Genomic DNA, 22,212 nt, shown 5'->3' with positions numbered 1-22,212 from the left:
AGCCGCGCACTATATAGCCGCATTGCGATGGGGTCCATAGGGATAGGCGGTAGCAATCGTCAAGCATTTAGCGGACCGTTCGCCAATTAAAACGCATCACCGCGCTGGCGATGGACAAGACGGGCCGGTCGCAGCGCAGCATCGATCAGCGCGCGCTCCTCGACCAGTGCACTTTGCATCTCGACGGCCAGATCGACACGGAACCAGCGGGTGGTCAGCTTGACCTGGCTCTGGACTTCGGAATTGGCGGCCAGACTCGCCGGATAGGACTGCGCCCAGAAATCATTGAGACTGGCATAGCCCAGTTCCGGCCGGCGGCCGAGAAACTGGCGGGCGGGCGTCAGGTCGGACGGCATCTCGCCGAGCATCGCCAGCAATATTGCCTGCTCCGGCCGCAGCGTATTGATATTGATCGGCGACAGATCTGTGGTTGGCAGAGCGCAAAGCCACGGCGCGATCCGGACATAGACATCATCGGTCACGCCCTTGATGGTGCGCAATTCGCTGATATCGACGATCAGCGCATTGGCCGTGCGGTAGGGAGCCTCCTGCTGCATATAATATTGATCCTCCGCGCCACGGGGCGCGGCCACCAGATCGCTGTCAATCCAGTCCGCAACCGACTCCGCAATATCGGCCGCATCGCCGTCCAATAGGCCCAGCATGACCATCAACCGCGAGAATTGCGCCAGCCCTTCCGGGCGTGCCGTCAGGACCTCCTGCTGCTGCGTGACCAGACTATTGATATTGAAGCAATTGCCTCCGTCGGACAGCGATGCCGTAATGATTCCGCCCGGTACGGGAAAACTTTGCTCTTTGCCGTTCCAGCCGTCCAGGTTGATGGTCCGGCCCGGTGACAGAGACACGATATCTTCGGCCGACCGCATGCCGATGGATTCGGCCGCGATCAGATAGGCCTTCGCCTGTGACAGTTCGCGCGCGTTGGAGGCCAGCTTGGTCGCGCCAGCCAGCCGGTCGATCCCGTGCGCCGCCAGTATCGCGATGACCGCAACCAGCAGCAGGACCGTCAGCAGCGCGGCCCCCCGTTCCCTGCCGGCTCCTATTTTCCGGATCTCGCTCACAAGTAACCCGCACCGACCAGAAACAGATGGCGGTAGCGACGCCCTTGCTGCTCGAATCGGATCTCGATCGCCCGGGGCAGGTCCGCCAGTCGCTCCGTTGCCCAGCGATCCGACCACAGGCCCCGCTTGTCGCGGATGCGAACCGACAGCGTTTCGACATTCGAAACCAGAACTGCCGGCTGGTCGATCGAACCGCCATCGGTCATCCGGTATCGCCAGCGTTCGAGACTGCCATTCGACAGCCGGTATTCGACCCGTTCCAGATTTGATCGGGCCTGCCCGTTGATATTGCTCTGGCCACCGCGCGTGAACTTCAGAAATGCCGCCTTCGCTCCGCTGGTCTCGCTCGCAAAGGCCGGCATCCGGTCACCGCGATCATCACGATAGGTCCGTGGCAAGGCCTGACTCAGATCGGCCTCCATCAGCGAAACAAAACGCTGCATCTCTGCCATCTGCCCCAGATTTTCTGCCGTTATCTCATCGCTGTTGACCGCAGAGCGGAGCATGATCACACCGGCCACCGACAATATCGCAAAGATGAAAAGCGCCACCATCATCTCGACCAGAGTGAAGCCGTTGCGATCGCGGGAATTGGCGGCAATTCTGTCCATCGTCCTCGCTTATATTGCAATTGGCAGAACCCGCAAACAGCGGTTGCGATCAACGCGGATTCATTTATCGTGAGTCAGGTCGGTTAGGTACAATTTTGGACGGTGTTATGACAGAGGCCAATAATACTTCGGCTGACTATCTTGTCGCATTGGGAAAGGTGCAGCGCTTTCCGCGCAAGGAAATCGAATTGTGCATTGTCAGGAATTTCCTGCACCCTGACGAATGTCGCAGACTGATTGCATTGATCGACGATCAGCGGCGCCCGTCGACCATTGCAGACCCCAATGGGGATGACTATTTCCGGACCAGCGAAACCTGCGACCTTGATCATCAGGACGATTTTGTTGCCGAGATTGATGCAAAAATCTGCGGGTTTGCCGATATCGACAAAAAATTTGGCGAACCGCTGCAGGGGCAACGCTATGCGGTCGGACAGGAATTCAAGGCCCATACGGATTTTTTCGAGCCTCAGGGTCAGGATTTTGAAAAATATTGCGCAACCTCCGGCCAGCGCAGCTGGACGTTCATGATATATCTGAACGAGCCCGACGCTGGTGGAGCGACACGCTTCACGCAGTTCAAGAAAAGCTTCACACCGGAAACCGGAACGATGCTGTGCTGGAATAACCGCAACCCCGACGGTTCGGTCAATAATGCAACTTTGCATCACGGCATGAAGGTCCGCAAAGGGACCAAATATGTGATCACCAAATGGTTTCGCGAGAAACCCTGGCCATGGAGTGGGTGAAGCCATTGCCTCGAAGACGATGAAGCTCGCGCGCTATCACCCCGGCCCCGGCATGATGGTTTCCGCCGCCTTCATCGGTCCGGGCACTGTAACCGCCTGCACTCTGGCCGGTGCAAATTTCGGATTCGCCCTGCTCTGGGCGCTCGTTTTCGCTACCATCACGACGATTGTCCTCCAGTCCTTCGCAATCCGGATCGCGCTGGTCACTCGGCTGGGTCTGGCCGAAGCCATGCTCAAATCTGTCGATTCACCAGTCATCCGCGCGCTTGCCGCCCTGCTGCTGATGTCCGCGCTGGTCCTTGGCAATGCCGCCTATGAAGCTGGCAATATGTCGGGTGCAGCGCTCGGTCTGGAAGCTGTATATGGCGGTTTTCTGCCCTTCGGCTCGCCCCCCCGTGATCATCGCCATCGCGCTGTTCGCATCAACCATGCTGATATTCTCGAAACCGAGATGGGTGGAGAATGTCCTGATCGCACTGGTGCTGCTGATGAGCGCGGCCTTCATCCTGACCTTTCTGCTCATCAGACCTGATTTCGGGGACGTGCTGGCGGGATTTGTGCCTTCCATTCCCGACGGCGGTCTAATGACTGCGATCGCGCTTATCGGCACCACCATCGTACCCTATAACCTGTTCCTGCACGCCGGCAGTGTGCGCAACCGCTGGGACAAGGAATATTTGCCGGAAGCGCAACTGGACAACACGGTGTCGATCGGAATTGGCGGTCTGGTGTCGATGACGATTCTGGCAACCGCAGCAGCGAGCCTGTTTGGCAGCGGCAAGACGATAGAAAATGCAGTCGACATGGCACAGCAGCTCACCCCCCTGTTCGGAAATATGGCAACCGCCACTCTCGGTGCCGGCCTGTTTGCAGCGGGTCTGACCTCGGCGCTCACCGCGCCTCTGGCCACAGGCTATATCGTACAGGAAATTTTCAACGCCCCCGCATCGCGCTGGCCCTTCCGGATTGGTGCCCTGATCGTGATCCTGTCTGGAACATTCGCAGCCCTGCTCGGCTATCGCCCGGTTGAGCTGATTTTTGTTGCCCAGATCGCCAACGGATTGCTGCTCCCGATCATCGCGATTTTCCTCCTCAGACTAGCGAATAGCAGCAAGTTGCTCGGAACATATGCCAATGGCCTCAAAGCCAATATCCTCGGGGTGGTAATTTTATTGATCACAACCACTTTGGGTTTTCGGTTGATTGCCCGCGCGCTAGGATTCTGGCCATGACGCAGAAGATCGATTTGAATGCCGACCTGGGCGAGGACGAAAGTCCCACAGGTATCGCGCGCGATATCGCGATCATGGATATCGTCTCCAGCTGCAATATCGCCACCGGCGGCCACGCCGGCTCATCGGAAAGCATGCGGACGATGCTTATGGCTGCGCAGACCAATGCCATCGCGCCCGGTGCCCATCCCTCGTACCCCGACAGGGCCGGTTTCGGCCGGCAATCTCTCGATATCGCACTGGCGGATCTGGCAACCAGTCTGACAGAGCAGTTGCACGCCATTTCAGCAATAGCGGCAGAGACCGGCGTTTCGCTCACCCATATCAAGCCGCACGGCGCATTGTATAATGATGCCCAGGACGATCCGGAGCTTGCCGGCCTGCTGGCCGAGATCGCGGCACGATATAGACTTCCGCTGGTCGGCATGGACGGTTCGATTGTCCAGCAGAAGGCCTACGCAAGAAAAATCGGCTTTATCGCAGAAGCTTTCATTGACCGACGGTATACCGATACGGGCAGACTGGTTCCTCGCAGCGACGAAGGGGCGGTAATCGCGGAAGAAGAGCAGCGGATCCGGCAGGGCCTCGATCTGGCAAGCGGAAAGGCATTGACCACGCAGGAAGGATCATCACTGACGGTCTATGCGCAAAGCCTCTGCCTCCATTCGGATAGCGACGGTGCCCTCGAAACCGCAAAAAGGATGCGCATCGCGCTGGAACAGGCCGGTATCGTGATCGGACCAGTCCGGTCGTGACAGGCGAACTACCATCCCTTCATATCTGTGATGACTGGATCAGTATACCATTGTCCGACTGGGAAATGGTTCTGGCCGCGCAGACAGTCTTTGGCGCCAGCAATGACTGGACGGAAATCGTCCCGGGTCGCGATAGTATAGCGCTACAATTCGACCCTGCCGCTGTGACACCGGACCAAGCCGGGCAAATTGTCCTCAAACATCTGGCTAATCTGGAGCGCGCGAGTGGCACCTCATCCGCAACGGTGGTGATTCCCGTCTGTTACGACACGGTCTTTGCTCCGGATGGCGAGCATGTCGCCCGGAAACTCGGGATCGCCGTCGAAACATTGCCTGCCTGGCATGCATCCCAGGTTCAGCGGGTTGCCATGCTCGGTTTCATGCCCGGCTTTGCCTATCTCGAAAGCGAGGCAGAATGTAACGAAATCGGGCGACTGGCCAATCCGCGGCAGTCGGTCGGAGCGGGGTCGATCGGTATCATCGGCCGGCAAAGCTGTATCTATTCCTTCGACAGTCCGGGCGGTTGGCCAATTATCGGCCGCACACCGCTACGCCTGTTTGACCCGGTCAGAGATCAGCCGGCGATACTGTCCGCCGGAGATATCGTCCGTTTCGAAGCCATTGCGAAAGATACGTTCGACCATTGGCTGCAGGACGCGACCAAATGAGTATCACGATATTGAAAGCCGGGCTGCAAACGACTTTGCAGGGCGCCCCCTTCTCCGCTCATCGCCATCTGGGCATGCCCGCTGCTGGCGCTGCTGATTGTCTTTCGCTGGCCTTGGCCAATTTCCTCGTTGGCAGACCATCGGGTGCCATCGCATTCGAAATCACTCTTTCAGGCGCTCTTTTCCGGTTCAAGGGACCATGTTCCATCGCGCTTGTCGGTGCAGCTGAATATCTCCGGATCAATGATCAGCAACAGCCCCGGCATCAGACCCTCACAGTGAAGGCGGGTGACATGGTCGATATCGGCCCGAATCGCCTGGGATGCCGGACCTATCTGGCAATATCGGCTGCTTTGCAGGCCGATAGCTTGCTAGACGGCCAGTCTACCTATCTTCCGGCAGGGCTCGGAGGCTTTCATGGTCGGGCTCTGAGAGATGGTGACAGCGTGCCCTTCGTGCCTGATTCGCCGGTCACGGCATTGCAGCGTACCACGCCGGAGAGCCTCCGACCGCATTTCAGCAATGACTATATGTTGCGGATCACGCCGGGTCCGGAAGCGGCCGAAAGAAACGAAAGCGCCCTCGATGCTCTGTGTCTCGCACCCTACGCTGTAGGCATGCGGGCCAACCGCATGGGACTGGCACTTGAAGGAGAGCCACTGAGCGCATCTGATTCGTCAAATATGCCGAGCGCGCCGGTTTTCCCAGGCACAATCCAGCTGCCGCCCAGCGGTAACCCTTACCTGCTCGGACCGGATGCGCAGACGACCGGCGGCTATCCCCGGATTGCACAAGTCATCAGGGCCGACCGGCACCTGATCGGACAACTGCGTGCGGGTTCCCGCATTCAGTTCGTGCAGATCACAACCGACCGGGCCACGGAAATCTACAGGGAAAAGCTATCCCTGCTAACGTCCTGGCTGGGCCAGATTACAATGTGGTGAGGTATCGGAACTATCTGATAGTCCCGACAGCCATCAGCTCTTTTTGAGCGACAGACCACCAAAACGCTTGTTGAAGCGCGCCACCTGGCCGCCCTGATCGAGCAGACGCTGATTGCCGCCGGTCCATGCAGGATGCGAGGTAGGATCGATATCCAGTTGCAGCGTGTCGCCTTCCTTGCCCCATGTCGAACGGGTCTCAAAGGTCGTGCCATCGGTCATCTGAACGGTGATCATGTGATAGTCTGGATGCGTATCGGATTTCATTTTCGGCTCCTAAACAGGCTGGTTACCGACCAGACCCAAAGCGAATAAATTTAACGGAAGCGGCCCATTAACCGCCGAAGGACAAAAGGGCAAGATTCTTTTGCAAAAGCCTATGCTGCGGGAGGATCGGCTATCATTGCAGTAAAGCTTGCTTCGGCCGCCAGCTTGTCACCAATCATCGCCTGTCCTGAAAATTTGCAGACACGCGCGCGTTTCTGCTCGAATTTCACGTTCAGGGACAGAAGACAGCCCGGTTCCACCGGTTGCCGGAATTTCGCTCCGTCAATCGCCATGAAATAAACCAGCTTGCCCGACCCCACCATGTCGAAGCTTTCCATGGCGAGAACGCCGGCGGCTTGCGCCAGCGCCTCGACAATCATCACCCCGGGCATGATTGGCCGCCCCGGGAAATGACCCTGGAAGAAGCCTTCGTTGATCGTGACAGCCTTGACCGCACGAATGGACTCGTCCTTTACGAGCTCTTCCACCCGGTCAACCAGAAGCATGGGATAGCGGTGCGGAAGCACCGCCATCACCTTGGTTACATCATAATCGAGAAGCTCGGTCATCAGCGGTCAACTAGCGGCTGGCTGGCTGGGCTGCCGGAGGCTGTTGCTGCTGCTGAGCTGCCTGATTACGGGCACTGGCAACCAGCAGTTGCTGTAGTTGCTGGTGAAGCGCCACGGTGTTGCGCTGCGGTTGCCAGTCGGCGCCAGGGGTCGTGCTGACCGACGGAAGTCTCGCATCCAGCGCAGCGGTGATGTCATTGGTAACGTCAGCCTGAGCCGGAGCATAAAGAAAGGCTTCCGGGTCGAGAATCACACTGATCTTTTTGTCCGAAACCACTTTCTGCTGGGCATTGCCATATTCGGCAAAAATAGCTTCCACTGCAAACATCTGCGCTTTTACAGCCGGCGTCTGCAGTCTCTGGATCTCCGTTTCCTCAGTCTGGATGCTCTGCAAAACGGGGTTTTTCGCTTTTACCGCAGCATCAAGCTCTTCCTGCGTCAGTTGCTTGTCATTGTTGGTGTCCAGCTGCGCGCGCAATCCGTTCAGGGTTTTGTTGCGGGCATCAATCTGGTCAAAATAGGATTTGAACTGCGTGCCGATCTGCGAATAGGCAGTCGAGAAAGCCTTGGATTTCGCAATGGCCAGGGTCGGGTTTGCGGTTGCAATGCCGGAAACCTGAGCCTGCGCAACAGATCCAGAAGCCAATGGCGCAGCGGTAACGGCGAGAACAGCGAGTGCGGTTTTGAAATAACGTTTCATCAGAATTGTGTTCCTACGTTGAAAGTGAATAATTTGGTGTCGTCGCCCGGCTCTTTCAACAGAGCCTTGGCGATATCGATCCGGAAGGGACCGAATGGTGAGTTCCAGTTCACACCGAAGCCCACGGACAGCCGCGGACTCATTGTATCACCAAAGAAGCGTTCGGTGAAGCTGGTAGCAATCGGATTGGCAACCCCGTTGGTTGACGCATCGAATGTAGTTGCCGCGGCACCGGTACTATCGGTGGTGAGGTAAAGCGGTGCAGAAGCCCCGGTCGGTGATGCGTTGCCCTGACTGTCAACGGTGCTGAATGCCTGAGTCTGGGCATCGGTCAGCAGCAATGGCTGGGTTACATTGAAGACCGCACCGACATCAACGAAGATCGAAGGCCGCAAGCCAAGTTCGCTGGCACCGGAACCGAGCGGAATCTCCAGTTCTGCGCGGCCCAGATAATAGGCACGGCCACCGATTGCATCGTCCGTCTGGGTGCCGTTGGTCAACTCAACAATCTCGTTGATCGGATTGCCGTTGGTATCCAGTCCCGGAATGGTGGTTGAACGCACGACGCGTGGCCCGACACCGCGGATGTCGAAGCCGCGGATCTGCGGTTCTCCAAGAAAGAAGCGATCGGTCAACCGCACATCGTCAATGCCGTCCGCTGCGCTGCCGCGATTTTCCAGCGGGTAGATATATCCGCCTTCTGCCTTGGCCGTGAAGATGAAGTCACCCAGCACGCGCCAATGTTTGGAAGCATTCAAACGGCCGCGAAGATATTTCACGCTACCGCCCAGACCAGCAAAATCGACGCTGCCAACGATAGTCTGGCCGCGGGTCGGTCGGATACGATTGTCGCGATCATCATAGATCAGCGACGCCCCCAGCGAAGATGTCGTGCGGGTACCGAGCGCGTCACACAGGTAGCGCCCTGCCAGCAACGGATCGCAATCATCCGCTTCGCTGTTGCCACGGATGCCGTCCGAATTGCTGTCGGTGAAAAACAGGCTTGGCTCCAGCGTCACGTCATCCTGGCTGAGGCCATAGCGGAGCGATGCAGACAGATACTCGGTAATCGGCACACCGGCACGGATCTGGAAACCCGTGGTGAGCTGCTCGAAGGTGGTTTGCCGGTCGCTGTTGACATAGTTGAAGCTGTTCAGATCGCGCCGGAAGATGTCCGCACCAACGGCAATATTCCGGTCAAAAAGATAGGGTTCGGTAAAACCAAGCTCTATCGACTGGGAATAGCTCGAATAGCTGACGCTGGCGCGCAGTTCCTGACCCTTCCCGCGGAAGTTTCTTTGCCGCACGGATGCCTGGAGAATGAAATTCTCGACACTGGAGAAACCCGCCGAAAGCTGCAGTTCGCCGGTTGCCTTTTCCTCGACATTGGCTTCCAGGATGATGCGGTCCGGCGCGCTTCCCTGCTTCTGCTCGATTTCGAGATCTTCCTGGAAGAACCCGAGCGACTTGATCCGGTTGGCGGAACGCTTGACCTGGAAGCTATTGAACGCATCGCCTTCGTTCAGACGAAATTCCCGACGCACGACCTTGTCCTGGGTCAGGGTATTGCCGTTGATATCAATCCGCTCGACATAGACCCGGTCGCTCTCCGCGACCTGGAACAGAATGTCCATGGTTAGCGTTTCTTTGTTCCGCGTGAATTGCGGGCGGACATCGGCAAAGGCATAGCCGAACAGGCCGGCGGTTTCCGACAAGCGTTCGACCGTGTCTTCGACCTGCTTGGCGTCGTAAAAGTCTCCGGTTTTCATCGGCAGCTGTGGAGTCAGGAACTCGGGGGTGAAATCACGGATATCGCTTTCAACCGACACATCGCCGAACTGGTAGCGTTCGCCTTCTTCAAGCACATAGGTGATGATGAAGTCGCGCTTGTCGGGTGTGAGCTCGGCCACTGCCGAGATCACGCGGAAATCCGCATAGCCTTCGGTCAGATAGAATTGACGCAGCTTTTGCTGGTCGAAGGCCAGGCGATCCGGGTCATAAGTGTCGCTGGAGCTGAAGAAACGGTAGAAGCGCGACTGCTTGGTGACCATTTCTCCGCGCAGCTTGCCGTCGGAAAATTCTTCATTGCCGATGATGTTGATCTGCTGAACCTTGGACTTGGGTCCTTCGTTGATCTCGAAAACGATATCGACGCGATTCTGGTCCAATTGCACCATTTTCGGCTCGACATTCGCCGCAAAACGGCCCTTGCGCTTGTACAGCTCGACAATCCGGGCCACATCGGCGCGGACTTTCGAACGGGTGAATATCTGTCGTGGAGCCAGCCGGATTTCAGGATAGATCTTGTCTTCCTTGATCCGCTTGTTGCCTTCCAGCAAGATACGGTTGATCACCGGATTCTCGACAACTTCGATCACCACAGCACCCTGGTTGTTCCGGATGCTGACATCCTTGAACAATTCGGTCTCGAACAAGTCCTTCAAAGCCTGATCGGCAGATTCCTGCGTATAGGGCTGGCCGGTCCGCAATTTCATGTAGGACAGGACCGTGGTCGGCTCCAGTCTCTGGGCGCCGGTAACCGCAATCGAGCGGATAATATTATCGGCGGGGGCCGCCGGAACGGCTTGCGCCGCTTCCTGCGCAAGCGCTTGCGAAGAAACCGCTGCGCCACTCAAAATCGTGCCGCACATTAACAAGGGCAAAAGCCGCTTTTTATGATTCACAGACAAACTCGCTTTCACACCATAAACCGAAATAAAAATGAAACTGACACCAAGGCATCAACTTCGCCAACCCCCTGCCCCAATGCGGCCTGTCAATCAATGGCCAATCAGCCAGAGATAGCCCGGAACAGGCCAAATGACGTTAAATCGTTGAATGTCACCACCAGCATGAACACCATGACCAAGGCAAAGCCGGAACGGAATGCCCATTCCTGTACTTTCGGGCTGGCAGGCTTCCTCCGAACCGCTTCCAATGCATAGAACATCAAATGCCCTCCATCGAGCATCGGAATTGGCAGGAGGTTGATGAACCCCAAGTTAATTGAGATCAGCGCAACAAAAAGAATGAAACTTTCCAGACCCAGCTTGAACTGTTCGCCGGAAGCCTGCGCAATCTTCAGCGGACCGCCGAGTTCCTTGATCGAACGCTTGCCGGTAATCACCTGCCCGAGCGTGGTAATGATCTGGTCGACGATGCCGATTGTTTTTTCGACAGCTACGCCAGGTGCTTCGAGCGGCGTGACTTCGCGCCACTCTACCTTGCTCGATGACATGCCCAGCATACCGAGCCGATATTCATTGCCGAACCGGTCTTTCATCATATGGACACCGATTGTGGCCTGCTTGGCGATCTGCCGGCCATCTCGTTCATAGACAATTTCGACAGTCTCTTCCGGGATCATGATCATTTTCTGCCGCAGATCCTCGAACAGGTCGATCTTGTCCCCGTCGACCGAGATGATCCGGTCACCCGGCTCCATACCGATCGCAGCGGCAGTCGAGTCAGGCGCGATGGCACTGGCAACCGGGAGGGTTGCGCTGGTACCATAAGCGATAACGAAACCCATGATGATCAATATTGCAAAGATGAAATTGATCGCCGGCCCGGCAAACACGATTGCGGCGCGCTTCCAGAGGGGTTTGGACTGGAAGGTCTGATTGCGCTCCGCCGCCGGCAGGCTGAGCCATTCCTTGCTCTTCGTCCCGGCCGGATCCATGTCTCCGGCGAACTGGACATAGCCACCGAGCGGTAACATGCCGATTTTCCAGCGGGTCCCGCGCTTGTCGGTCCATCCCGCGATTTCCTTGCCAAAACCGATGGAAAAAGTCTCCGCCTTGACGCCACACCAGCGCCCGACCAGATAATGTCCCATTTCGTGCACGAATACGAGCACGCCGATGACAATCAGAAAGGAGAATAAATAAATCAAAAAACCGGGATTGTCCGTCAAACCTTCAATTCCTCAACCAGCTGTTCGGTGCGAATGCGGGCTTCCTTGTCTATCGCAAAAATATCCGCCAATTCGCTCGGATCTGGCGGGCTATAACTGTCTAGCAGACGCGATACAATCTCTGTGATGTCCAGAAACTGAACCGTTCGGTTAAGAAATGCCGCGACGGCCACTTCGTTGGCCGCATTGAGCATCGCCGGCTTGGCACCACCCGCCACGATAGCAGCCCGCGCAATCCGGGTGGCCGGGAAGCGGGTTTCATCGGGTTGCTGGAAATCCAGCCGGCCGATTTCTGCCAGATTGAGCGGTTCGCAGTTGCTGTGCATCCGGTCAGGCCAGGCCAGCGCGCTGGCGATCGGTATCCGCATATCCGGAGACCCAAGTTGCGCCAGTGTTGAGCGGTCGTGATATTCGACCATCGAATGAATGACCGACTGCGGATGTACCAATATCTCGATCTTGTCGAGACCGACCGGGAACAGATGATGGGCTTCGATCAGTTCCAGCCCCTTATTCATCATCGTCGCGCTATCGACGGAAATTTTGGCACCCATGTCCCAGTTGGGATGGGCAACCGCCTGCTCGGGTGTGACACCGGCCATTTGTTCGTGCGTCCATGTACGGAACGGGCCGCCGCTGGCAGTCAGGGTAATCTTGCTGACCTGATCGATCCGTCCGCCCTGCAGGGCCTGAAATATCGCATTATGTTCGGAATCGACTGGCAACAAGGTTGCACCGGCTATGCGGGCCTCCGCAATCATCAGGGCACCGGCGGAAACCAGCGCCTCCTTATTCGCAAGCGCGACCGTCTTGCCACAGCGCAGAGCCTCAAGGGTTGGCGGTAATCCTGCACAACCGACAATCGCTGCCATTGTCCAATCGGCGCCCAGCGCCGCCGCCGCAATCAGCGCATCGGGACCGCTAGCCGCCTCGATTGACGTCCCCGCCAGTTGCTGCTTGAGTGCGGGATAGGCGGCATCATCTGCCACCACAGCGATCCGGGCAGAGAATTCCTTGGCCAGAGCGGCAAGCTCCGCTGCGTTTCCGTTGGCAGTCAGAGCGAAGACCTCATATTGATCACGATGCTGACGAACAAGATCCAGAGTCGACAGGCCAACCGATCCTGTCGCACCGAATATGGAGATGGATCTGGTCATGACAGAGTGGACCAGCTATCGACCAGCATGATCAGCGCAACGACCGGTGCGACCGGAATCAAGCCGTCGAGCCGGTCCATTACACCGCCATGTCCCGGAAATATCGTTCCGCTATCCTTGGCACCGGCTTTTCGCTTGAGCCAACTTTCGAACAGGTCGCCCATTTGTGCCAGCACCGCCAGAGGGATGCTGAGCAGCACCATATAGAAAGACAGTCCCCAATGGACATGCAATGCGAAACTGAGCGCCGCTGTCAGGATAACGCCGCCAACCAAGCCAGCCCAGGTCTTGTTCGGACTATATTGTGGTGCCAATTTGGGTCCGCCGATCGCGCGGCCGGAGAAATAGGCACCTATGTCCGTGGCCCAGACCAGCGCCAGCGTCCACAGCATGACAAGAATACCCTTATCAATCTCGCGTAAATAGAGAACCGCAAGAGCTGGAAGGCCAGCGTAAACTACCCCTGCAGCAAGCTTGATCGACCGATCAAATACAGCGACGAACATCGCCGCGCCCAAGATCAGGCCGAGCGCCAGAAACGATGGCCCCGCTGCCCAGGGAGACATGATCGCTAGTGGAACCGACAGCGCATACATAGCCAGCAACCGTTTGTCGCGACGACCGGTCAGCCCTGCCCATTCGCTCATGATCCCCAGCGACATAAGCACCGCCAGCAACCACAGAAGCATGCCGCCGAAATAGCCCGCCAGCAAAGCAACTCCGATCAGGAGGATGCCCACGATAATGCGGGTTTGCAACTCGTTGGCCTTTCCGGGCACCGGTACAGCGGGATCATTCATGTTCAGCGCCCACCAAAGCGGCGTTCGCGTTCACCGAAGGACTGCAGCGCTTTCTCAAGCTCGGCCTTGTCGAAATCGGGCCAGAGCGTATCGGTAAAATATAATTCCGAATAAGCCGCCTGCCATAGCAGAAAGTTCGACAGACGCAATTCGCCGGAGGTTCTGATCAGCAGATCGAGTGGCGGCAGATCGACAGTATCCAAGGCCCCCGCGATATGCTCGAGACCGATCGCCTCCGGCTCCAGTTCGCCCTGCTTTACCCGGCTCGCGACATGCTGAACCGCGCGGCGCATTTCATCCTGCGCGCCATAGTTGAGCGCAACGGCCAGCGTCATCTTGTCATTTCCGGCCGTTTTCCGGATCGCATTATCGATCATCGTGACAATATCGGAATCGAGCGCCCGGTAATTGCCGATGACCTTCAAACGCACGCCGTTTTTGACAAATTCGTCAATGTCCGACTGGATATATTGCCGCAGCAATCCCATCAGGTCGCTGATTTCTTCTTCCGGACGGCTCCAGTTTTCGGATGAAAAAGCATAGAGCGTCATCGCTTCCATTCCCATTTCACCGGCCACACGGACGATGTTGCGAACCGCTTCGACGCCCTTCTTGTGGCCCAGAGCACGGGGAAGATGCTTGCGCTTGGCCCAACGGCCGTTGCCATCCATGATGATGGCAATATGACGCGCCCCATAGGTCGGGTCTGATTTTCCGGCGGCACCTTGCACTGCCGCTCCGGAACCGATTTTGGAACGCGAAAGCTTCACTGGGTCAGGATTTCCCGCTCTTTGGCCTCGGACAATTTGTCGGCCTCGGCAATCATATCATCGGTCAGCTTCTGGACTTCAGTCTCGAGCCGCTTTTTCTCGTCCTCGCTGATTTCCTTCTTATTCTCGTCGGCCTTCAGATCATCCATGCCGTCTCGCCGGACATTGCGAATGGCTATACGGGCTTTCTCGGCAAACTGACCGGTTAGTTTCGCCAGATCCTTACGACGCTCTTCCGTCAGATCTGGTATTGGAAGCCGGATATTGGTGCCATCGACCATCGGGTTCAATCCGAGATTGGCCGACCGGATCGCTTTCTCTACGGGCTGGATATTGCTTTTGTCCCACACCTGTACGGACAGCATGCGCGGTTCCGGCACCGAGACCGTAGCGACCTGGTTCAGAGGCATATTGGATCCATATACTTCCACGGTAATCGTATCCAGCAGGGCAATATTGGCCCGGCCCGTCCGAAGTCCGCTCAAATCATGTTTGAGCGCCTCGAGGGTGCTATTCATTCTCTTTTCCAGATCGGCTTTGTCATATTTTGCCATTGCTGTTTCCTCTAGATTTTATTTGGTTGTCCCAACCATGGTCGCGGTTCCGCCGCCCCCCAATACGGTTGCGAGATTGCCCTGCTCGCGGATCGAGAAGACCACAATCGGTATCTTGTTTTCCCGGCACAGCGCCACTGCACTGGCGTCCATGACCTGCAGATTATCGCTCAAGACCTGGTCGAAGCTCAGTTCATCATAGCGCGTCGCATCGGGATCAAGCTTCGGATCGGCATTATAAACACCGTCGACACTGGTGCCCTTGAAAAGGGCTTCACACCCCATCTCGGCGGCCCGCAGTGCAGCGGCGGTATCGGTGGTAAAATAGGGGTTTCCGGTGCCCGCGGCGAAAATGACGATCCGCCCTTTTTCGAGATGGCGCACCGCCTTCCGGCGGATATAGGGCTCGCACACACTCGCCATCGGGATCGCCGAAAGAACCCGCGTATCGCAACCCATCTGTTCGAGCGCATTCTGTACGGCCAGCGCATTCATCACCGTGGCCAGCATGCCCATATAATCGGCACTGGTCCGCTCGAAGCCTTTGGCCGCCGCCGCGAGCCCGCGGAAAATATTGCCGCCGCCAACGACCAGACAAAGCTCGAATCCCGCCTCCTTGGCAGATTTTACTTCGGTGGCGATGCGGTTGACCGTCTCCGGGTCGATCCCAAACTCGCTGGAGCCCATCAGGACTTCACCGGAAAGTTTCAGCAAAATACGCTTGAAGGCGGGTCGTTTCATGCAAATCCTATCCCGCCGGAATCAATGCCCGGCCCCAAAAACAACAATGGCGCAGACCATAGATAGTCCGCGCCATGCTGCCAAGCGTTACCGCCTGAATTATTCAATCGACCGCTCGATTAGCCGGCAACTGCGGCGGCTACCTCTGCGGCGAAATCATCTTCTTTCTTCTCGATGCCTTCGCCAAGCTGGAAACGGACATATTCCGTAAGCTTGATTTCCGCACCGGCATCTTTGCCGGCCTGCTCGACAACCTGGGCAACAGGTGTCTTGTTGTCCATCACGAAAATCTGGCTGAGCAGCGCATTTTCCTTGGCAAATTTTGCCATCGCGCCATCGACCATTTTCTCGACGATATTTTCCGGCTTGCCCGATTCAGCAGCCTTTTCAGCAGCGATAGCGCGTTCACGCTCAAGCATCTCCTGATCCAGACCGTCGGCGTTCAGCGCCAGCGGGAATGCCGCAGCGATGTGCATGGCGATCTGCTTGCCGAGGGGCTCCAGAACATCCGCGCCTGCGGTGCTTTCCAAGGCAACCAGAACACCGATCTTGCCCATCGAAGGGGTGACGGCGTTGTGGATATAGGGAACGACAAGACCGCTGGAGACCGCAACGGTCTTCATCCGGCGAATGGCCTGATTTTCGCCAATGGTAGCGATATTGTTGGTCAGAACTTCCTGAACGGTGCCGCCGGCAGGGTAAGCCGAAGCCGACAGCGCTTCCACGTCGTCGCTGTCCATGCCAAGAGCGACCTGCGTCACATTGGCGACAAAATCCTGAAACTGATCGTTTTTCGCAACGAAGTCGGTTTCGCTGTTCACTTCGACGGCAACGCCGCGAGTGCCTTCGACGGCGACGCCGACAAGACCTTCGGCAGCCGTGCGGCTCGATTTTTTCTGCGCCGCGGCAAGGCCCTTGGTCCGCAACAGGTCAACCGCTGCTTCCACGTCGCCATTGGTTTCGTTCAGTGCTTTTTTGCAATCCATCATGCCCGCACCGGTGCGTTCGCGCAGTTCTTTCACTGCTGCTGCTGTAATAGCCATTGTTCGTTCCTCAATTTCTTGATCGGGAAATTTGAAATCGGGGCGACAAAATGCCGCCCCTTATATTCTATTACGGTCAATATATGACCGCAGAAAGAAGCTTCAAGCTCAGGCTTTTTCGTCAGCCTTCGGTTCTTCTGCCGCGATTTCCGCGATATCGGCAACTGCCGCTTCTTCACCGGACGTCATTGCGCTTGCATTGGCTTCGCTCGAAACAATCTGTTCGACCGGAGGAGCAACTGCTGCGCCGAGATCTTCGCCGGCTGCTACCGAAGCGTCCTGGCCGCCCTTGGTTGCTGCCGCAGCAACGGATTCACAATAGAGACGAATGGCCCGTGCGGCATCGTCATTGCCCGGAACCGGGAAAGCGATGTTGCTGGGATCGACGTTCGAATCGAGAATTGCGACAACCGGAATACCCAGAACATTGGCTTCCTTGATCGCGAGTTCTTCCTTGTTCGCATCGATCACGAACATGACGTCTGGAATGCCGCCCATGTCGCGAATACCGCCAAGCGACAGTTCGAGCTTGGCATGTTCGCGGGTCATCTGCAGGACTTCTTTCTTGGTAAAACCAGCGGTGTCGCCACCAAGCTGCTCTTCCAGGGTCTTCATCCGGCGGATCGAGTTGGAAATCGTTTTCCAGTTGGTCAGCATGCCGCCGAGCCAGCGATGGTTTACGAAATGCTGGCCGCTGGCGCGCGCTGCTTCAGCGATAGGCTCCTGCGCCTGACGCTTGGTTCCGACAAACAGGACCTTGCCGCCGGCCGAAGTGGCATTGGCGATAAAATCGAGCGCCCGTGCGAACAAAGGCACGGTCTGCGAGAGGTCAAGAATATGGACGCTGTTGCGGGCGCCGAAGATATATGGTTTCATCTTCGGGTTCCAGCGGTGGGTCTGGTGGCCGAAATGCGCTCCGGCTTCAATCAATTGCTGTAGGGTGACGACAGGGGCCGCCATAATATTTCTCCTTATCCGGTTATGCCTCTGGAAAGCTGAGAACCTCGAACGACCTGAAAGACCGCTGTCAGCACCGGTATGGGCGCTTTCCATGTGGAATATCGGGCGCGTTAGAGATGTCGCTCCGGAAATGCAATGAAAAAATCATGGCGGAGGACAGTCTGCCCGAACGATCTGCCATTATTTGTGCCGCAGGCAAAGATTGTTGTTGACAATGAGAACAAATATGGAACATTAAGGGTTCATCAAAAGAACAAACGGGATCGTCACATGCTTGCTATCGCCATCTCAACCTTTTTTGCCCTCGCCTTTCTGGGCGCCGTCGCCGTCATTGCAATGATGTTTTCCCAATATCGCGGCAGGATTTCGCGGGTCATCCAAAGCGAGTTTCGTGGCAAGCGCCCCGCCACCGTTATCCGGACGACTATCTGTCACCAGTGTTCGGTCAAGGCGCCGCAGCCTACGCTCCGGCACTCCCCGATTCGGCCCGTTCCGCTGCGCGCTGCCGCTTGACTTTGGCATAGCTTCTGATGCTGAACGGAATGAGTATCAGATAGCCAATGCTTATGGCCGAAAGCATGATCCAGGGTGAATTGATCAAGGCAACACCGACCAGCGCCACCACGGCAATCCCTTCCAGCCTGATATTCTTCCGCAAACGCAGCGATGACCAGCTGAAAGTCGCCGTATTCGATATCATCAGAAACGCGATCAGCACAATCCACGGTGCCACAAGCGCATAGTGACGGAAAATTTCCTCTCCCGTAATCATCCACAGATACAGCGGCAACATCGCCAGCCCTGCACCCACCGGCGCCGGAATGCCCGTAAGGAAGCCAGCCGACTTGTGCGGCTGGTCCTGGTCATCGATCAACGCATTGAAGCGCGCCAGCCTGAGCGCGCAACCGACCACCATCGTCAGCGCCAGCACCCAGCCAAATTGTGGCATATATTGGGTCGACCATAGAAACATGACAAGCGCAGGCGATACGCCAAAGGCGATTACATCGGATAGAGAATCCAGCTCCGCGCCAAACCGGCTCTGCGCGTTCAGCAAACGAGCGATCCGGCCATCCAGACCATCCAATATTCCTGCCAGAACAATCGCCGCTGCTGCCAGCACCCAATTATCCAGATAGGCGAAGCGAACGCTGCTCAGGCCAACGCACAATGCTAGCGCGGTCACCGCGTTCGGAACAAAAGCGCGCAGCGGAATACCGCGTTCGGGACGCTTCATCGAACCTTTTCCGGCCATCAGCGTTGCTCCATCAGGCAAGGGGGCAGTGCGGAGATCATTGCCCTACACCCTCAATTTCCTTCGTCTGGCCAATCACGGCAAGAATTGTTTCGCCGGCAATGGCCCGCTGGCCCAGCACGACATTCGGCTCCGTTCCCTTTGGCAGGTAGATATCCACCCGGCTACCGAAGCGGATCAATCCGATTCGCTGTCCGGCGGCGACAAAATCGCCTTCCTTGACGAAGGCCATGATCCGTCGGGCGATCAGCCCTGCTATCTGGGTGAAGCCAACCTTCAGTCCGTCATTGCGCTCAACCATGAAATGCTGCCGTTCATTTTCTTCACTCGCCTTGTCGAGGTCGGCGTTGAGAAATTTTCCGGAAATATAGGCCTGACGCCGAACCGTTCCCTCGATCGGTGTGCGGTTGATATGAACATCGAAAACGCTCATGAAGATCGAGACACGGATCAGCTCTTCGCTACCGAGGCCCCCCTCGCCCTGCAACTCTACCGGCGGCGTGACCGGCATGATCAGATTCACCAGCCCGTCTGCGGGCGAAACGATATAATTTTCACCCAGCGGCGTAACCCTTTTCGGATCGCGGAAAAATGCCAATACCCAAAGGGTGATACCAGCCATTGGCCAGGCCAGCGTCTCCCATGCCATGACCGCAAAAAGCGCGGTGATCGCTCCGGCGATGACAGCAAATTTGCGCCCCTCGGGATGGATCGGCGGGAAAGACCATTTGGCTTCACCCAGCCCCTTGTTGGAATATTTTTCGATTGCCATGACCGCTACTTAGTGGCGGGCCGTTGGTCTGACAACTCTCCCGTTGATATATCGGAAATTCTATATCGCGATTAGCCAAGCCACATCAAATCATCCCCCGCAACTCTGGGTTGAACAAATGGCAATCTTTGCTAAGAGGCTCGCAACATCATTCCTCCCTATTGTTCCCGTTTCAGGAAAGAAATATACGATATGTCGAAAATTAAGGTCAAAAACCCGGTCGTCGAAATTGATGGCGACGAAATGACGCGCATCATCTGGCAATGGATTCGCGAACGGCTGATTGAACCTTATCTCGACATCGATCTGCATTATTATGACCTCTCGATCGAGGTCCGCGACGACACTAACGATAAAATCACCGTCGATGCAGCCAATGCAATCAAGAAACACGGCGTTGGCGTCAAATGCGCCACTATCACGCCGGACGAGGACCGGGTCGAAGAATTCGGTCTGAAGCGGATGTGGAAATCGCCGAACGGCACGATTCGTAACATTCTGGGCGGCGTCGTATTCCGTGAACCGATTGTCATCGACAATGTTCCCCGCCTCGTTCCGGGCTGGACCGACCCCATTGTCGTTGGCCGTCATGCCTTTGGCGACCAGTATCGTTCAACCGATTTCAAGGTTCCCGGCCCCGGCAAGCTCCGTCTCGTCTGGGAAGGCGACAATGGCGATTCGATTGACGAGGAAGTGTTCCAGTTCCCGTCCCCCGGCATTGCCATGGCCATGTATAATCTGGACGATTCGATCCGCGATTTTGCCCGTGCGTCGATGAACTACGGACTGAACCGCGAATGGCCGGTGTACCTGTCGACCAAGAACACGATCATGAAAGCCTATGATGGCCGCTTCAAGGATCTGTTCGAAGAAGTCTTCCAGGATGAATTCAAGGCCAAGTTTGACAAGGCCGGCATCACTTATGAACATCGTCTGATTGATGACATGGTCGCCTCTGCGCTGAAGTGGAGCGGCAAATTCGTCTGGGCCTGTAAGAATTATGACGGTGATGTTCAGTCGGACACGGTTGCACAAGGCTTTGGTTCGCTTGGTCTGATGACCTCGGTGCTGATGACCCCGACCGGCGATTGCGTCGAAGCCGAAGCCGCGCACGGCACGGTTACCCGTCACTATCGCCAGCATCAGCAGGGCAAGGCGACATCGACCAATCCTATCGCATCAATCTTTGCCTGGACCCGCGGCCTTATCTATCGCGGGAAATTCGACGATACGCCGGACGTCACGCGCTTTGCCGAGACACTGGAGCGCGTCTGCATCCAGACGGTTGAAAGCGGCAGCATGACCAAGGATCTCGCAATCCTTATCGGACCGGACCAGTCATGGATGACCACCGAGCAGTTTTTCGAAGCGGTTCGCTCCAATCTGGAAGCGGAAATGGAAAACTGGCAGAAGTCATAACGGTTTAGAGGGCATTTCGGGCGATTGGATATCCTCTCGCCCGAAACCCATGCCGATGATTCGTCCGGGAATGCGGCGCAACAGCGGCGCCCGGTCCAGCAACTTCAGCGGAAAAAACGGCCTTGCAATCGGTTTGCTGCGACGCAGCAACGGTTCAATCACACGGTCCTGTGCCAATTTCTGAAAAGCCTGCATGCGCCTTACCGGCTTTATTCTGCGCGCCTGGACCTGGCCCAGCCGCGAATCGGGATTATCCCCTTTCAGCATGGCAGCAGCCAGAACATTGGCCGCTGTCACTGCGTCCTGCACCGCGATATTAATCCCAACTCCTCCAATTGGTGACATGGCATGAGCCGCATCAACTATGGCCAGCAGCCCCGGTCGATGCCAGCGATCCAGCCGGTCAAGCGCCACTTCCAGTATTTTCACCCGGTCCCAGCTGCTTATCGGATTGAACGCCTCGCTCAGTTCGGGGACCAGCGATCGCAAACCGGCGCGAAAGGCCTCCAGACCGGCGGCTTTCACTTCATCAGCCTGCCCCTTGGTAAATATATAGGCGCATTGATAATAGTCCCGACGATCGATCATTACCATGAACCGGCCTGCTTGCACTGTCCCGAAGACGTCACCGCCGGCATTTTTTGGCTTGGTGACGCGGAACCAGAATACATCCATGGGTGCGCCGATATCCTGCAGCGGGAGCTCCGCCTTGCCCCGCAACACCGATCGCCGTCCATCGGCGGCAACGACCAGACGAGCGTTCAATATGTTGCCCTGCCGGGTATGAACTCCGCACACGCGTTCATCTGCGTCATAGACAAGATCGACCGCCTCGGTCTGCATCAACAGCTCGAACCCGGGATATTGCCCAGCCCTGGTCGCGATAAAATTCAGCAAATCCCATTGCGGCATCATCGCAATATAGGGTGCCACCAGAGGCAGATGGCTGAAATCCAGGATTTTCATCTGCTGTCCGGCAATATGGATCGAGGCCTGATCGATCCTGCTATGCGGCAGCTTCAACAGATCGGCGAGCATGCCAAGTTGATGGAACAGTTCCAGCGTTGAAGGATGAACCGTGTCGCCCCGAAAATCGCGGAGAAAGTCCGCATGCTTCTCCAGTACGGCCACTTTCAGTCCGGCCCGGGCAAACAGCAGTCCGGCCATCATCCCGGCAGGACCGCCACCCACAATCACGATGTCGCGCTGATTTTCCGACATTCTTCTTCTCCGTCATGTAAGCTGCTGACA

General features: G+C 56.7%; 25 protein-coding genes. 8 read left to right on the top strand and 17 right to left on the bottom strand.

Translation table 11 applies throughout. The features are described 5' to 3' along the window. Window positions 1–86: 86 nt before the first annotated feature. Both gspK and gspJ read right to left on the bottom strand, forming a co-directional pair. The gene (gspK, locus tag BOSE62_RS01955) at window positions 87–1,082 is read right to left on the bottom strand and encodes a type II secretion system minor pseudopilin GspK (RefSeq protein WP_236553774.1); all 996 of its coding nucleotides are present in this window, start codon (window positions 1,080–1,082) and stop codon (window positions 87–89) included. Next, window positions 1,079–1,693 carry a type II secretion system minor pseudopilin GspJ gene (gene gspJ / locus BOSE62_RS01950; RefSeq protein WP_159640988.1) on the bottom strand — a complete coding sequence of 205 codons (615 nt, stop codon included), beginning with the start codon at window positions 1,691–1,693 and terminating at the stop codon, window positions 1,079–1,081. The genes gspK and gspJ overlap by 4 nt, the downstream gene beginning before the upstream one ends. A gap of 107 nt (window positions 1,694–1,800) precedes the next feature. Between gspJ and BOSE62_RS01945 the strand changes: the two genes are divergently transcribed. Genes BOSE62_RS01945 through BOSE62_RS01920 form a run of 6 tightly spaced genes read left to right on the top strand, consistent with a single transcriptional unit; the run spans window position 1,801 to window position 6,041 of the window. Further along, on the top strand, window positions 1,801–2,442 hold the full coding sequence (locus tag BOSE62_RS01945; RefSeq protein WP_159640985.1) for a prolyl hydroxylase family protein: 642 nt from the start codon (window positions 1,801–1,803) through the stop codon (window positions 2,440–2,442). Further along, window positions 2,435–2,974 carry a divalent metal cation transporter gene (locus tag BOSE62_RS17480; protein ID WP_201295630.1) on the top strand — a complete coding sequence of 180 codons (540 nt, stop codon included), beginning with the start codon at window positions 2,435–2,437 and terminating at the stop codon, window positions 2,972–2,974. Before BOSE62_RS01945 ends, BOSE62_RS17480 begins: the two co-directional genes overlap by 8 nt. Next, entirely contained in the window at window positions 2,871–3,674 is an 804-nt protein-coding gene (locus BOSE62_RS01935; protein ID WP_201295629.1) for an NRAMP family divalent metal transporter, read from the top strand. Before BOSE62_RS17480 ends, BOSE62_RS01935 begins: the two co-directional genes overlap by 104 nt. Next, window positions 3,671–4,429 (top strand): 5-oxoprolinase subunit PxpA, encoded by a 759-nt coding sequence (pxpA, locus tag BOSE62_RS01930; RefSeq protein WP_159640982.1) that lies wholly within the window; start codon window positions 3,671–3,673, stop codon window positions 4,427–4,429. The genes BOSE62_RS01935 and pxpA overlap by 4 nt, the downstream gene beginning before the upstream one ends. Next, window positions 4,426–5,097, top strand: a complete 672-nt coding sequence (locus BOSE62_RS01925; RefSeq protein ID WP_159640979.1) for a 5-oxoprolinase subunit B family protein — start codon at window positions 4,426–4,428, stop codon at window positions 5,095–5,097. The genes pxpA and BOSE62_RS01925 overlap by 4 nt, the downstream gene beginning before the upstream one ends. After that, on the top strand, window positions 5,094–6,041 hold the full coding sequence (locus tag BOSE62_RS01920) for a biotin-dependent carboxyltransferase family protein (RefSeq protein WP_159640976.1): 948 nt from the start codon (window positions 5,094–5,096) through the stop codon (window positions 6,039–6,041). Before BOSE62_RS01925 ends, BOSE62_RS01920 begins: the two co-directional genes overlap by 4 nt. 33 nt (window positions 6,042–6,074) lie before the next feature. Here the strand turns inward: BOSE62_RS01920 and rpmE are convergent, their stop codons facing one another. The 12 genes from rpmE to rpsB all read right to left on the bottom strand — a co-directional run bounded on the left by rpmE (window position 6,075) and on the right by rpsB (window position 17,515). Then, window positions 6,075–6,305, bottom strand: coding sequence for a 50S ribosomal protein L31 (rpmE, locus tag BOSE62_RS01915; protein ID WP_089132806.1), 231 nt, complete (start codon window positions 6,303–6,305; stop codon window positions 6,075–6,077). Between the two features lie 110 nt (window positions 6,306–6,415). Beyond that, on the bottom strand, window positions 6,416–6,874 hold the full coding sequence (gene fabZ / locus BOSE62_RS01910; protein ID WP_100095224.1) for a 3-hydroxyacyl-ACP dehydratase FabZ: 459 nt from the start codon (window positions 6,872–6,874) through the stop codon (window positions 6,416–6,418). Window positions 6,875–6,884: 10 nt separating this feature from the next. Then, on the bottom strand, window positions 6,885–7,574 hold the full coding sequence (locus BOSE62_RS01905) for an OmpH family outer membrane protein (protein WP_159640973.1): 690 nt from the start codon (window positions 7,572–7,574) through the stop codon (window positions 6,885–6,887). After that, window positions 7,574–10,225 (bottom strand): outer membrane protein assembly factor BamA, encoded by a 2,652-nt coding sequence (bamA, locus tag BOSE62_RS01900; RefSeq protein ID WP_159647845.1) that lies wholly within the window; start codon window positions 10,223–10,225, stop codon window positions 7,574–7,576. The genes BOSE62_RS01905 and bamA overlap by 1 nt, the downstream gene beginning before the upstream one ends. Window positions 10,226–10,365: 140 nt before the next feature. After that, entirely contained in the window at window positions 10,366–11,490 is a 1,125-nt protein-coding gene (gene rseP / locus BOSE62_RS01895; RefSeq protein WP_159640970.1) for an RIP metalloprotease RseP, read from the bottom strand. Next, window positions 11,487–12,647: a 1-deoxy-D-xylulose-5-phosphate reductoisomerase gene (locus BOSE62_RS01890; protein ID WP_159640967.1), complete on the bottom strand. Its 1,161-nt coding sequence runs from the start codon at window positions 12,645–12,647 to the stop codon at window positions 11,487–11,489. The genes rseP and BOSE62_RS01890 overlap by 4 nt, the downstream gene beginning before the upstream one ends. Beyond that, complete coding sequence (locus tag BOSE62_RS01885) at window positions 12,644–13,447, bottom strand: phosphatidate cytidylyltransferase (RefSeq protein WP_159640964.1); 804 nt, start codon at window positions 13,445–13,447, stop codon at window positions 12,644–12,646. Before BOSE62_RS01885 ends, BOSE62_RS01890 begins: the two co-directional genes overlap by 4 nt. Before the next feature lie 2 nt (window positions 13,448–13,449). After that, entirely contained in the window at window positions 13,450–14,178 is a 729-nt protein-coding gene (locus tag BOSE62_RS01880) for an isoprenyl transferase (RefSeq protein ID WP_159647844.1), read from the bottom strand. A 35-nt stretch (window positions 14,179–14,213) separates the two neighbouring features. Further along, entirely contained in the window at window positions 14,214–14,771 is a 558-nt protein-coding gene (gene frr / locus BOSE62_RS01875; RefSeq protein WP_159640961.1) for a ribosome recycling factor, read from the bottom strand. 18 nt (window positions 14,772–14,789) lie between these two features. Beyond that, window positions 14,790–15,512 carry a UMP kinase gene (gene pyrH / locus BOSE62_RS01870; RefSeq protein ID WP_159640958.1) on the bottom strand — a complete coding sequence of 241 codons (723 nt, stop codon included), beginning with the start codon at window positions 15,510–15,512 and terminating at the stop codon, window positions 14,790–14,792. 119 nt (window positions 15,513–15,631) lie between these two features. Further along, on the bottom strand, window positions 15,632–16,555 hold the full coding sequence (gene tsf, locus BOSE62_RS01865) for a translation elongation factor Ts (protein WP_159640955.1): 924 nt from the start codon (window positions 16,553–16,555) through the stop codon (window positions 15,632–15,634). 108 nt (window positions 16,556–16,663) lie between these two features. After that, on the bottom strand, window positions 16,664–17,515 hold the full coding sequence (gene rpsB / locus BOSE62_RS01860; protein WP_159640952.1) for a 30S ribosomal protein S2: 852 nt from the start codon (window positions 17,513–17,515) through the stop codon (window positions 16,664–16,666). A 135-nt stretch (window positions 17,516–17,650) separates the two neighbouring features. On the opposite strand from rpsB, the gene BOSE62_RS01855 reads away from it, so the two are divergent. Then, complete coding sequence (locus BOSE62_RS01855; RefSeq protein ID WP_159640949.1) at window positions 17,651–18,028, top strand: hypothetical protein; 378 nt, start codon at window positions 17,651–17,653, stop codon at window positions 18,026–18,028. Here the strand turns inward: BOSE62_RS01855 and BOSE62_RS01850 are convergent. Together BOSE62_RS01850 and BOSE62_RS01845 are read right to left on the bottom strand one after the other, a co-directional pair. Next, window positions 17,976–18,770, bottom strand: a complete 795-nt coding sequence (locus BOSE62_RS01850; protein ID WP_159640946.1) for a CDP-alcohol phosphatidyltransferase family protein — start codon at window positions 18,768–18,770, stop codon at window positions 17,976–17,978. The two genes, BOSE62_RS01855 and BOSE62_RS01850, sit on opposite strands and share 53 nt — an antisense overlap. Window positions 18,771–18,807: 37 nt before the next feature. Continuing rightward, window positions 18,808–19,542 (bottom strand): phosphatidylserine decarboxylase, encoded by a 735-nt coding sequence (locus BOSE62_RS01845; protein ID WP_159640944.1) that lies wholly within the window; start codon window positions 19,540–19,542, stop codon window positions 18,808–18,810. A 192-nt stretch (window positions 19,543–19,734) separates the two neighbouring features. On the opposite strand from BOSE62_RS01845, the gene BOSE62_RS01840 reads away from it, so the two are divergent. Next, window positions 19,735–20,961, top strand: a complete 1,227-nt coding sequence (locus BOSE62_RS01840; protein ID WP_159640941.1) for an NADP-dependent isocitrate dehydrogenase — start codon at window positions 19,735–19,737, stop codon at window positions 20,959–20,961. Here BOSE62_RS01840 and BOSE62_RS01835 read toward each other — a convergent pair. After that, on the bottom strand, window positions 20,956–22,182 hold the full coding sequence (locus tag BOSE62_RS01835; RefSeq protein WP_159640938.1) for an FAD-dependent oxidoreductase: 1,227 nt from the start codon (window positions 22,180–22,182) through the stop codon (window positions 20,956–20,958). The genes BOSE62_RS01840 and BOSE62_RS01835 overlap by 6 nt on opposite strands. Window positions 22,183–22,212: the final 30 nt, after the last annotated feature.

The sequence above is a fragment of the Sphingorhabdus sp. 109 genome (assembly GCF_902506555.1).
Classification (GTDB): Bacteria; Pseudomonadota; Alphaproteobacteria; order Sphingomonadales; family Sphingomonadaceae; genus Parasphingorhabdus.
This window is presented reverse-complemented; position numbering and strand designations above follow the sequence as displayed.